This window comes from Paenibacillus tritici (assembly GCF_018207515.1).
GTDB lineage: Bacteria > Bacillota > Bacilli > Paenibacillales > Paenibacillaceae > Paenibacillus_AQ > Paenibacillus_AQ tritici.
In genome coordinates, this window is the sequence record NZ_CP073365.1 from 5,382,037 (window position 1) to 5,395,367 (window position 13,331).

The following is a 13,331-nucleotide window of genomic DNA, read 5'->3' on the forward strand; positions in this document are numbered from 1 at the left end:
TGGAATCCCCGCTGCGATGCCTGCTGCCGGGGATGCGCTGCCGATTGCCATTATTAAGAGATGAACCACAGGAGGAATGATCATGCAGACTGTAACCTTGAACAATGGAGTGACCATGCCGATTCTCGGCTTCGGGGTCTACCAGATTTCGGATAGCGGGGAATGCGAGAACGCAGTGTACGAAGCCATAACCGCCGGGTACCGCTTAATTGATACGGCTGCCGGTTATCTGAATGAAGAGGCTGTCGGACGCGCGATCAAGCGCAGCGGTGTCCCGCGCGAAGAGCTGTTCATCACGACCAAGCTGTGGATTCAGGATGCCGGGTATGAGAGTGCCAAGCTGGCTTTTGCCAAATCGTTGAAGAAGCTGCAACTGGACTACCTGGATCTGTACTTGATTCATCAGCCGTTCGGGGATTATTACGGGGCATGGCGTGCGATGGAAGAGTTGTACCGCGAAGGCTCCATCAGAGCCATCGGGGTCAGCAACTTCCTCCCTGACCGTCTGATGGACCTTATCGTGCACAATGACATTGTGCCCGCCGTCAATCAGGTCGAGACGCATCCGTTCCACCAGCAGATTGATAACGCCGCTTTTATGAAGGAACAGGGTGTGCAGATTCAGTCGTGGGGACCGTTCGCCGAAGGACGCAACAACCTGTTCAGCAATGAAATGCTGTCCGCAATTGCGGTCAAACACAACAAATCTGTCGCCCAGGTTGTGCTGCGCTGGCTGGTTCAGCGCGATATTGTTGTGATTCCGAAGTCGGTGCGTAAAGAGCGGATCGTGGAGAACTTCGATATTTTTGATTTTGAGCTGAGTCCGGCGGACCTCGATCAGATTACTGCGCTGGATACCGGCGAGAGCCTCTTCTTCTCCCACCAGGACCCGGAAATCGCCAAGCGGCTGGGCAACTGGAAGGTTGATCTGTAAGCTCGACTCTTGACAAGGCTAATCCCTCAGCAGCACAGGCCCATGCACAAGTTGCATGGGCCTGTCTCTTTTTCAAATATACAGGTTATCCTCTTCAGCTCCTTGCCCTTCTCCTAACCTGCGCCCTAAGCTCACCTTACGGATTACGTACAAATTTGACTGCATCGGCGGCTACATACCCGCTTGTTCCGTTGTTACGAATAGTCACGCTACCCAAGGAACCGGCTGTGAAGGGATATGTGCCGATGAAATTCCATACCCCGCCGTTTGAGGTCTGGTCTATACTGTGCGTAGCCGTCCCTGCGGAATGAACGATGTCTAAGGGAATCGCAGTGGAGCGGTTGATATGCTGCGGCCACATCATATAGACGCTGTAGGTAGCTGTGACGGGTAAGTCTGGCGTGAAGGTCACACTTTTACTGCCTTTGCCGCTGTTGTCATCATGCAGATAGTTGGCGCCGTACCGGTCAGTCTGCACCGCAGCAGTCTTCCAGCCTCCAGTCTTCAGCACTCCTGTAGTGTCATTATTGTCTACAATAACCTCTTCACCAGGAAGGGTCGGCGGTGTGCCGTTGCCCAGATCAAAAGAAGCCTTGAACGTCTTGCCCTTGGCTGCGCTGACATTCACTGTTAATTTAATGGTCGGGCTGAGCTGCGTTACAGTAACCCCGGAATCTGCTGTGTACCCGCTTGCCGAACGGTCCAGCTCCACCTCAATGACGCCGGTGCCCGCTTGGGTCGGATCGCTGACGGACAGCTCCAATGTATCCCCGGCTTCCCGGGTCATCACCGCCGCTTTTTTGTTGACAGTGATCAGATCGGCGGAGCTTGCCCCATCCTCCCAGAAATTCGCTCCGGTGATGCCGAGCTTTGTTTCTTTTACCGCTTGGACACTGGATGAATTCGCAAGCACTTGAATGTCTGGAGTAGCAGCATAGTTGGCCACTTGGGCAGAGGATTTACCCGGAAGCAGCACATATTGATATTCCCCGCCCCCCGGATTAACCCCGTGCTCCAGCCATAAGGTCATATAATTGCGGGTGACCGGCGTGGAAGGTGTGACCGGACGGGGGTTGATCTGCTTCCAGTTGCCAGTTCTGGCTTCTCTCTTAGCAGCAAGCGATACCGTCTGCGGAAAATAATATCCAGTATCCGCACCGGCGGTGCTTCCCGACAAATGAGCCCACTCCACCTGATCCAGGGTCGATGCCCCGCCCAAAATGGCAGGCTCCACTTCACCGTTCACAGTTAGCGTATTGCTGCCCGCCGTGTTCAGCTTCCGGTTCTCAACGATCGTCTCCACAGCAATATTATCCGTGCTGCTGATGCCCGCACCGAGCGCAACCACTTCGTCATCGAACATAAACCAAGATTTCTTGGCTCCAAGCGTACGGCCCGCGTACTGCAAATCCATACCCGAGCTTCCATATAGATTCTGGATATCGGTGCCGCCGGTCCACGGCTTGGTGCTGGTGTGGCTGCTTGAAGCGGTCTGCGACAGCACCGTTGTTCCCGGCAGACGGTAACTATCGACAGTTGGCCAGTAATCCTCACTGTATTGTTCAAGGTCACTGTTATATAAGCTGGTCATACCCGCCGAGGTATACCAGGCTTTGGCGTTCTCGCTGTTGATCGCTTCGTAGCTGCTGATGCGGCTGGAATACATTGCAAGCCCGAAGCTATAGCCCGGCCGGTGCTGAACGGCCCGATCCATCGCCGAGAACTGCTTATAACCTATAAGCTCTGCCGCCGGTTCAATCAACGGGTCCCCGGTTATCGTCTTGGCCTGAGCGATAGCGGGTACGGGGGCATCAGCATAGAAGGATTTGAATGTATCCGATAGAATCCAGCCTTTAAGCATCTTCTCAAAATCGGCTGATGGAGCGGGCGGCGCAATTGCAGACAGCAGCAGAATCCCTTGCATCACCCGATGCCCTGCTTCATGGTCCTGACTGTAATGCCTGGAGATTTCCCGGCCCCGGACCATATCCATGATCGCCCCCTTGTACATCACCGGCTGATAGGAGTTATACACCCATTCCCACACATTGGACTGCTTGGGATCAGCGACCTGCCAGGAAGAGCCGTGAAGAATCACCATCAGATCACTTACAGCCAGCAGCAGATCAATTCCATAACCTCCGGTATAGGGGATATTATTATGCTGAATGAATGAACCATCCCGGTAGAAGCCGTCTCCGCTAAGCGTATAATTGAAAATAGAGGACAGGCCATCGCGCGCCGCGGCGATTTTGGCCCCGTCTTTGACGAGAATTCCCCGCTCGCCTACAACTATCGCTTTCCAGGCACGGTTGGCTCCAGTCAAGGTAACTGCGGGCGAGAAGCGTTCCACCGCTGTCATATAATTAGTGACTTGAGCCGGGCTCAAAACGTCATACATCAGCACCGCCGTATCATTAAGCTGCATGGGAATGCCGATTTGCCAATCCCACCAGTTACTCGTTCCGCTGGCCGTCGGCGTTACCGCCTCGTGATATCGGGTGGTGTACATATAATCGAGTGCAGCCACGATATCGCTCCCGAGCTGACTATCCCCATGCAGCGCCGTGCCGGCCGTGGCATACGCGAGCGCCATCGTCTTCAGCCGTTCATAGGTTACCCGGATCTGAATCGAGTTCCCGATGCCCGGGTTATCGCTCCACAGATAGGTACGGCTGGGCGAGGTATTCATCGTCTGCCAGTAACCGTCCGCTTCGTTCGCCAGCTTGGTGAGGGCTACGGCAATATCAGCATCCGCTGTATTCAGGGAGGGACCTCCTGTAAGCATCACCTTCCGGTTCTCCCGCATCCCGTCGAATTCATCCGCCGCACGGGCACGTTCCGTTACTCCCCCCAATCCGCTGATCGACAGCAGCAGCACTAACGCCACCAAGCCGCTTTTTATGAGTAACCTTCTCGTTAACGTTCCTCTCATTCCCCACCTTCTCATCCATATTCCCCCTTTTCATTGGATTAAACATTTTCACGGCTTCCCTTCACACAAACATGCTTTGCCTGCTCATAGTTCGGCTTTACTCACACAAACATGCTTCAGCATTCCTCACACAAACTTGCTTTCTGCACCCTTGCTTCAGTATTCCCCACTCATAAAGATACTCGTTGTAAAGCGCTTACATTTAATAGTATAGATAGGGTCTGGTAGTAAAAGAAACTGCCTGCATTCGAGAAAAGGTATGAGATTTCGAGTGTTACGGTGAAGATGTGCCTTATTTACGCCTGCTGCCCACTTTCTGCGGATTGAGGTGCACATTTACTCCTCATTCACGCCCACCGCCCACTTTCTGCGGATTGGAGTGCACTTTTACACCTCACTCCCGCCTGCCGCCCACTTTTGACAGATTGAGGTGCACTTTTGCTCCTCACTCACGCCTGCCGTCCACTTTTGACGGAACGAGGTGCACTTTTGCTCCTCATTCACGCCTGCTGCCCACTTTCGGTCTACTCAAAGGGATTTGTACCTCTCCTTTCCTCCTCTAGCCCACTTCCAGCCCATTCAAAGGGATTAATCCCTCTTCTTTCCTCCTCTAGCCCACTTCCAGCCCATTCAAAGGGATTTATACCTTTCATTTCCTCCTCTAGCCCACTTCCAGCTTAATCAAAGGGATATATCCCTCTCATTTCCTCATCGAACCTACTTCCAGCTTAATCAGAGGGATTTATACCTCTCATTTCCTCATCGAACCTACTTCCAGCAAATTCAGAGGGATTAATCCCTCTGAATCTTCCAGAAAAAAGCCGCAAACCCTTGCAGTGCTCGGCGTGCGGCGTTCAGCTTGCGACTTACCACCCACAGCTCACCAGCTCAGTACACTTCATAACTAAGCTGATCCGCCAGCTCATCCTCATGGTCAAACACTGCATAGATGCAGAGCTGACCAGCCGGTGTATCCCCGGCATCGTAGCCGATACGGAAGGAGTGGTCTTCGGCAAACGTCAAGTCGGCCAGCGCCAGTTCATTCACATCTTCATCAGGATGAGCGTCCGCAATTAGCTGCAATACCCGGTCAAGCCGCCCCTCCAGCTCTCCCCATACCTTCTGAATCCGGGAAGTCAATCCGCTCATGGCTGCCTTGGTGGGAACTTCCGCTGTAACGGTAAGCCCGCTCCCTTTGATGTGTAGCTCCGCCTTATAACAGGTGAAGGTATTATCATATTGAAAAATCCCTACTCCCTCTACCCTATGATCCGGCTGAGTGATGAGGTTATTGGCAACATCCAATTGTACAAGCTGCGAATGCAGGCTCGTATCGAGTACGGTAAGCTTGTTCTGAGAACAATAGATTTCGGTCAACTGGCTATTGTGACTGAGGTCCAGACTCGTAATATGATTATTGAAGCATCGCAGACTCGTAAGAGACGGATTGCCACTGGTGTCGAGACCCGTTAAGTGATTATGATTACAGCGGACTTCCGTCAGCTCTCTACAGCTTGCTATATCCAGGTCAATTAGATAATTGCTGCCGCAATCGAGCCGCTCCAGTGCCGTATTGTCTTGAAGCCGCAATCCATGCAGCGAGTTATAACTGCAATTCAGTACCTTGAGCCGGGGATTGCTGCTTAACTCCAGTTTGGACAACATATTCTCATGACACTCCAGCTTCTCTAGCGCAAGATTCTGGCTGAGGTCCAGCTTACGGATATGGTTCCTGCTACAGTCCAGTTCCTTCAACAGCCGATTCGGCTGAGTATTCAGCTCAATCAGCCGGTTACTCCGGCAGTTCACAGTAACCAGTTCCTCATTCTGGCTAAGGTTAAGCACGGTTAACTCATTATACGAACAATCCAGCTCCTGAAGCGCCGTAAAGTGTTCGGTCCCCTGTAGACTTGAGAACTTGCAGCCCTCAAGCTTCAGCGTAGCCACAGTGTCAAGATCGCTCCTGAAGATGGATTCACGGCCACCGCAGAAGTGGTCCCTTACGAACTGCCGGAAACGTTCATCTACGATATCATCGGTAATTGAAATCTGCATGGTACTCCCCCTCTAAAATCATTGGGATTATTCTACCATACTCCGCAGAGTCATTCACTTGAAGTGCATTTTCATAGATTCGCCTCAGGTCCCAAGCTCCACATGGAACGAGGCGCCCCCGGCACCGTCAGGGTCGAACACCAGTCTAACCTTTCCGGGGGTTCCGGTGTCTCCAGCTTCACTCAGGTCAACCGTGATCCGCTCAGACCTGCGGATCACCCTGGTAACAGGCCGATCGAGTTCAAGCTCCACTTCGATGGGACGGCGCTGCAGTTGAGTCGGATCGGCTATAGCCAGACTCCAGCCTGCCGGACTCTTTTGCAGAACAATAGAGGCCTCACTGCTGCAAGCAATCCCCCCGCTCCTATACCAGCCCGGCTGCCAGAAATGCACAGCTAACAGCCCTGCTTCCGAATCTTCCACCGCGTGCACCCGGTCATTCAATTCCACAATCCGTATACTTGAAGTCCCGGCGAACCCGGCCGTTGCTTCTTCACTCCAGCCGGGCAGCAGCACATAGGCATAGGTATCCCCCTGCGGTGCTGCTCCATGATCGAACCAGAGCGTCTGATAGGATCGCTCGATTTCCGCAGAGGGACCGGCATCGTTGATGGCCTTCCAGCTCCCTTGCCGGGCCTCGCGTAAGGCATGGACGCAGCAGCGTTCAGGCAAATAAATCCCCACCTCCGCGCCCCCGGTACTCCCCGTCATATGAATCCACTTAGGATAAATCGTATCTGCGAGACCCGGCGTCCGGCAAATCTCTGTTCCGTCTGCGGAAATCTTATGGTCACCGAACGGAGTCACTCTCCGGTTGTCTATAATCGTCTCCACTCTGGCGGAATTCCGGCTCCGAATGCCCGAACCTAAGGCCACGATGCGGTTCCCGCATAACAACCAGCTTTTGAGCGCAGTCAGTCCATCCGCTTCGTTAACGACATCCTGAAGCTCCATCGCAATGGCGCCGTATTGCTTATGAAGCACAGCCCCGCCAACGTAGGCCTTAGTGCTTAAGCGGCCTTGCCCGGCTCCATCCTCCTGCAATGTTTTCGTTACCGTGGTTCCAGGCAGGCGGTAAGGATCAACGGTCGGCCAGTAGGCATCGGCATATTGCCCCAAGTCACTATTGTACAGATGGCTCATGCCATACGCTGTATACCAGCCCTTTAGATGCTCCCTGTTGATAGATTCATAGGTGAAGATCCGGCTGGAGAACATACTGATCGAGTAGGCAAAACCCGGACCTTGCAGCACCGCCCGGTCCATATGGGCAAACAGCTTGCAGAAGCTCTCTTCCCGGTTAGGCGGCACAAGTTCATCTTCCAGCAGCGCACCAGCCCCAGCAGCGGCATCCGGCGGCGCTTCGGCGATATAGGGTTTGTAGGTGTCGGCAACAATCCATGCTTTCACTCTGGAGAGCAGCCGTGCCTGATCCGCCACATCCAGCATACGCGAGAAGCGCAAACAGGAGGTAATCACGGAATGTCCGCTCTCATGATTCTGCGAATCCTCCCGCGAGATCTCCCTGCCGCTGGCCATATCCAGCATGGACCCCCTGAACATAAGCGGGACAAAAGAATCCTCAATCCACCGGGCTGTCAAATCCCGGGCTTCACCCGGCAATTCCCAGGAGGTATCGTGCAGCCACACCATCAGGCGGACCACATCATGTAGCAGCGAGACCCCATATCCGCCAGTATAGGCATATCTGTCATGCTGAATGAAGGAGCCGTCCTCGTAAAAGCCATCCCCTTCACTGACATTCCTGAATAGCGGAAGCAGTGCATTCCGGGCGGCGGACAGCTTCTGCCCGTCGCCCCGGATAACGGCATCCAGGGCAGCCGCCGTAGATTTCCAGACCAGATTCGCTCCCGTTGCAGGCAGAGCCTTCGCTGCGAACCACTGGGCATGAAAGGCCGGATCACCCACATATTTGTCTACGGGGAGGAGCAGATGCTCTATAAGCTCTGTATCCAGCAGTTCCTCCATGAGCAGCAGAGTCTCCAGCAGCGCAATCGGCACGCCAATCTCCCAATACCACCAGTTGCCATAAGGAGAGCCGGTTTCGTTGTATCTCTGCGCATACAGCCATTCCAATCCATAGCCAACCTGCTGCCTTAATGAATAGTCCATATAATAGGAACATTTGGGAGACTTCAGCGCGATGGCCATCTCCTTCAAACGGAGGATGATCTGAAATACATCCGCAGCATTCTCCTGAACCGGGATGTCCGCCCACAGCAGCTCCTGATGATGAAGCATCTTGTCCCGGGCATCGCGGACCCGCTTCAGCGATTCCGGACGAAGCGTATCTCCAGAGAGATATTGCAGCCATTTGTTTTTTAAGTTCTGCATGGACTTTCTCTCCTTGAGCCTACTGCCCTACCTTGACAGTTGTTGTTTGCCTTGTTCCCATTCCGCGAGCGGAGAAGGTGGAATTAGGCTTCCCCACTCCCCGGGTTCAGCCCCCAGCTCCAGAAGAAGCGTGCCTCCTCCGGCAATTTCTTCATGGCGGACCCAAGCCCGGTTCAGCTCCTTACCGTTGAGGGTAGCAGACAGGATGTACCGGTTCCCGGACCCGCTGCATTCACCCTGAGTCTCAATCGTCAGGGAAGTCGGATTTTCCTTTGCTCCGAGCAGCAGCATCACCTTGTCGAACAACGGAGGAACGAGGAAATAGAGGTCTTGGCCCATCAACGGATACAAGCCCATGGCTGAACAGATGTAGAAGGCACTCTGGCAGCCCATATCCTCGTTATCCCCCAACCCGTCACGTTCAGCGCGGAAGTAAGTCTCCAGACATTCCCGGACCCGGTCCGCCGCCTTATCCGGTCTTCCTGCATAAATGTATAGATAAGGAATGTGCAGCATAGTTTCTTTGGAGTTATAGAATCCCCCGTCAAAAAAACGGTCCAAATGGCTGATGAATTCTTCCGCTCCCCCATGCCGTTCAACAAGTCCATGAAAATCGTGATGTGTGCTGAACGACCATTGCAGACTGGTGCCTTCGTAGAAATACGGATCATTCCACGAATCCGGCAAACAGGATTCCGGGTCAAAGGACGTTACCCATTCGCCGCCGGGCCGCCGGGGCGCAAAACACTTCAGATCCTCGCACCATAGATTCCACAGCTTCTCCGAGCTCTCATAATAGTCTGCTGCCTCCTCCGCCTGCCCAAGCTCCTCGGCTAGACGGCCGATACACCAGTCCTGATAGGCGTATTCCATATGGCGGGATACACAGTTCTTCTTCACATCTGTGGACAGATACCCCAGAGTATGATAATCCTTAAGATGACGGCCGTAGAGCCAGGTATCCGGTGACGGAACCTCATTATTCTTGCGCATCTGCTTCAGGGCCTTGCCATAGTCGATGCCCTCCAGCTTCTTCAGCGCCGCTTCACAGAACAGAATATCTGCGGAGCTTCCCCCTTGAATCATCGCGCTATGCCCCATAATCCAGGCGTCCGGCAGCCAGCCGGTATGGTCCGCGATGTCCAGCAGACAATTCAGGATATCCACTTCAAGCTGCGGGTCGAGCAGTGTAATCAACGAATTGGCATTCCGTACACTGTCCCAGAGCGCGTACAGGTCGGTATAATGCCGTACTCCTGATTCCCAGGCGAAGTTCTCGTCGTCTACTCCAAGGTCACTCGGCATACAGAACAGACGGGTCATCAGGGTATAGAACAGCCGGGTATGCTCCCTGCTCCCCCCTTCCACCGTGACTCTGCTGAGCTTATCCTCCCAGATGTTACTGGCCGCCTCGCGGATGTCATCGAATCCGGCGGAGGCTTCCCGGTCCACACTGGCTCTGGCTTTGCCGGTACTTACATAAGAAATACCCGTCTTAGCCACCAGGACTCCGCAGTCGCCGAAGCTAAGGGAGGCCTTGCAATTCGCGCCATCCACAGACGGCCCTTGGCGTACTCCGCCCGCATCCATCAGCATATAGCTCTGCATCGGCTGATCGAAGCGGATATAGAAGTAGACGGAATAAGGGAATTCATGCCCCCAGCCTCCACGCAGGTCGCTGCGGCCTGCCAGCTCATATTCGGACAGCACTTCAATATAGCCCCCGGTCGATACTCCGGTGGTCTTGCCGGGTTCATCCCCGCCAACCTGAATCACCGCACCACCATCAATCAGAAGACCCGCCAATTCATCAGCCGGATAGGTATAACGGTGGACTCCGGCCCGCATCGTGCTGGTCAGTTCAGCCTGGATGGCGGCAGGCAGCAGTTTTACGCTATAATAGCCTGCCTCGGCATGTTCTTCCCCCTTCTCATAGGGGTCCAACTGAAACCGCGGCATTCCGGTATAGGGGGTGAAGCCGACATTGCCATAACGCCCGCCGCCCCCGGTTCCGCTGACATGCGTATGACTGAACCGGATAATCGGCCGCGAGCTGTCGTACCCGTGGGACAGGTGCGGCGGCAGGGTATCCGGTCCCAGCCTTACAATGCTGTTCGGCAGATAAGGCCCGCACAGGCAGTTATTCTCCCCGTCCACCCCGATGAACGGATCTACATCTTCCACTCTTCTTCTCTCCAACTGTGCTCCTCCTTCCCCATGAATCCATTCCCTCTACCAAAAGATTTCGCTCTCTCCCTTAAGCTTCAGCAAAGCCTCCAGGAAAAAATAGTCGCCGTAAATGATCGGCACCTCGACTTCGGCACCAGCCGGGAAGCTGCCGGTTCCCTTGGTAATGAGCGCTTCTTCCGCCGGGTCTTCCGGCGCGTAATGGCGGAAGAGCGATTCCGTGATGGCTGCTCCGAGCTTCCGGTACCGTTCAGCTTCTTCGCCCTCCAGCAGATAGGCCATTTCCAGCATTCCGCTGGCCGCGCAAGCAGCAGCGGTTGAATCTTTGGCCCATAGCTGATCGGCAGGCGCCCGGAAATCCCAGGGCGGCACAAGATCCTCCGGCAGCTCAGCCGCGAAGTAATCCGCTGCCGCTCTGGCGGCATTCATGAACCGGATGTCACCCGTATACCGGTATCCGATCGCGAATCCGTAGATCGCCCAGGCCGATCCGCGTGACCAGGCGGAATCCGGACTATACCCTTGTCCGCCCAGCGCTTCGATCCGCTCTCCCGTCTCAGGATCGAACCGGACGATATGATGCACCGAGCCGTCCTCGCGGATGAATTCCCGCAGCGCCATTTCCGAATGGGCGACGGCGATATGACGGTACCTCGGGTCCTGCAGTTCTCCGCTGGCCCAGTACAGCAGGCCAAGATTCATCATGCAGTCGATGATCGCCAGACCTTCACTGCCTTCATGCAGCCAGGCACGGATGAAATTCCCCTTGAGATTGAACCGGCTGGCCAGATGGCTGGCAGCGATCAGCCCTCTTCTCCGGGACAGCCTGTTACCGGTGAGCTTGTAATCGGCAACCGCTGACAGACTCCAGAGGAAGCCGTTATCGTGATGGAGCTGTTCGTATTCCTGAAGAGGTCCGTCCAATTGCTCCTCGCAGCTCTCGGCAATGCGCCGGTATTCCTCATCCCCTGTGGCCCGGTAAGCCAGCCAGAGAATGCCCGGCCAGAATCCGTTGGTCCAGCAATCCGGGTCACGCGCATCATATTGTCCGCCGTAAGTGGCATTCGGGAAGGTTGCTCCGATCCGGCTCCGTGTACGGCTTAATTTGTTCCGGGCATAGTCCCAGGCTTCGTTGATCCAAGTCTCCATAGTCTCTAGTTCTTCCTTTCTTATCTACAAATTAGAGGGCAGGACGCCCGGAAACAACGGACCTCCTGCCATCCCTTCCACTGTCAGTTATTGCGCTGCTTTCCAGGCATCAATCTGGGTCTGAAGTTCAGTCTTGACCTTCTCAATGCCGGCCTTCTTCAACTTCTCATTGCGTTCCGCAAGCATCTTGGCAGGGTCAGGAATCGCCCCCGTGCTTGCCGCCCGGTATTCACCGATGACCGAGGTAAGCTGGGTAATCTCGTTCTTCACTGGCGATTCGTCGAAGACGAAGCCTAACAGCGGCGAACGTTTGGCCTCATCATTGAATTTCTTCCAGCTTGTATACAGATCGTCAGGCTGGCCCGGCTTCAGATAATTGATCAGCTGATTGCCGACCACCCAGAACAGGGCAGAGCTGCCATACCCGGAATCGGCAATCGGCTCAATCCGGTTCTCGCTGATCTTCTTGTAATGGGTTCCTTCGATCCCGTTCACGAACAGGTTCACGGCATACGGATCGGTGTGCAGCGCATTCAGAACCATCATCGCCCGCTCCGGGTCCTTGGAGGTGCGGGAGATGGAGAACATGGAACCGGCGGCAAGGTCCGTGGTTACGATAGGCTCTTCAATGACCTTGGACACAAAATCATATTTATTGTCCGAAGCGATTTTCAGCTCAATATCTGCGCCCGGCTTCCACACAGCCTGCTGCATCCAGATCTTGCCCTGCTTGCGCAGGTCACCGATCTCCGTCGTTGTGGTAGCAGCATCGCTGTTGATGTAGCCCTTCTCGTAATAGCTGCGGTTTAGCTCATACTCTGCTTGGGCAATGGATGAAATCTCCGGATCAATTACTGACTTAATCTGGATGTTATCTGTATTTGTGTAGTCATAGAGGAATAAAGGAATCTTGTTCGGCGTCGGTCCGATGGCGCGGAAGTTCGAACGGGTCTCATACATCATCCCTTCTCCCGATTCCTTAATGAAGTCCAGGATCAGTCCCGGTTCCTTCTCCTTCAGCAGCTTGAACCAGGGTTCAAAGTCTGACATCGTCTTAATATCCTCAATCGGAATACTATATTTGTCGATGATATCTTTGCGGTACGTATAGGCCTTGCCTTGGGTAATCTCTTTGTTGGTTGGAATGCCGTACAGCTTGCCTTTGTAGCGCGGAGCCTCCAGATAGATCGGATTCAGGTTCTCCGTAATCCCCTGCCCGTATTTGGCCAGCAGGTCATCCAGATCCAGGAAGGCGCCCTTGGCCACGTTGCCGAAGAAATTAAGCCAGGACGCGGTGAATACTAGGTCCATCGGCTCTCCGGCATTGAGCATCAGCTCGGTCTTCTGCTTGTATTCACTGGAGGCAATCGGCTGCAGATCCACGGTGGCATTGAATTTCTCTTTGAAATATTCACTGAGCTTGGCTTCGACCAGCGCGTCATCCCGCTGCGGTGCCCCGAAGTAGATGATGGATACCTCGTAGGGCTTGAGTGCTTCCGCACCTCCAGCAGGCTCTGGACTGCCAGTACTGCTCGTGCTGTTCGTACCCGCTGCGCCGCTTGAAGCCGACGGTTCGGCAGAACCCCCGTTATTACCGCCTGAGCATGCTTGCAAGGATAATGCCAGAATTAGAGCCATCGCCGTGAATAGCGTTCTGCGCCCTTTTAACTTTGTCATATGAACCCTCCCTGTATGATGTTGCTTATATAGAACGGC

The 13,331-nt window shown here is 54.2% G+C and carries 7 protein-coding genes; 1 reads left to right on the forward strand and 6 read right to left on the reverse strand.

Annotated elements, in window-relative coordinates:
- Positions 1–82 precede the first annotated feature (82 nt).
- Positions 83–934, forward strand: coding sequence for an aldo/keto reductase (locus tag KDC22_RS23175; protein WP_173127776.1), 852 nt, complete (start codon positions 83–85; stop codon positions 932–934).
- 136 nt (positions 935–1,070) lie between these two features.
- Here KDC22_RS23175 and KDC22_RS23180 read toward each other — a convergent pair whose 3' ends face one another.
- From KDC22_RS23180 to KDC22_RS23205, 6 genes are all read right to left on the reverse strand, one after another.
- On the reverse strand, positions 1,071–3,824 hold the full coding sequence (locus KDC22_RS23180; protein WP_246553771.1) for a polysaccharide lyase family 8 super-sandwich domain-containing protein: 2,754 nt from the start codon (positions 3,822–3,824) through the stop codon (positions 1,071–1,073).
- Positions 3,825–4,757: 933 nt separating this feature from the next.
- Positions 4,758–5,924: a leucine-rich repeat domain-containing protein gene (locus KDC22_RS23185; RefSeq protein WP_216857129.1), complete on the reverse strand. Its 1,167-nt coding sequence runs from the start codon at positions 5,922–5,924 to the stop codon at positions 4,758–4,760.
- Positions 5,925–6,008: 84 nt separating this feature from the next.
- Positions 6,009–8,279 (reverse strand): polysaccharide lyase 8 family protein, encoded by a 2,271-nt coding sequence (locus tag KDC22_RS23190; RefSeq protein ID WP_211720475.1) that lies wholly within the window; start codon positions 8,277–8,279, stop codon positions 6,009–6,011.
- A 27-nt stretch (positions 8,280–8,306) separates the two neighbouring features.
- Positions 8,307–10,478 carry a GH92 family glycosyl hydrolase gene (locus KDC22_RS23195; protein WP_211720476.1) on the reverse strand — a complete coding sequence of 724 codons (2,172 nt, stop codon included), beginning with the start codon at positions 10,476–10,478 and terminating at the stop codon, positions 8,307–8,309.
- 33 nt (positions 10,479–10,511) lie between these two features.
- Complete coding sequence (locus KDC22_RS23200; RefSeq protein WP_211720477.1) at positions 10,512–11,615, reverse strand: glycoside hydrolase family 88 protein; 1,104 nt, start codon at positions 11,613–11,615, stop codon at positions 10,512–10,514.
- Between the two features lie 87 nt (positions 11,616–11,702).
- Positions 11,703–13,292 (reverse strand): ABC transporter substrate-binding protein, encoded by a 1,590-nt coding sequence (locus KDC22_RS23205; RefSeq protein ID WP_211720478.1) that lies wholly within the window; start codon positions 13,290–13,292, stop codon positions 11,703–11,705.
- Positions 13,293–13,331 lie beyond the last annotated feature (39 nt).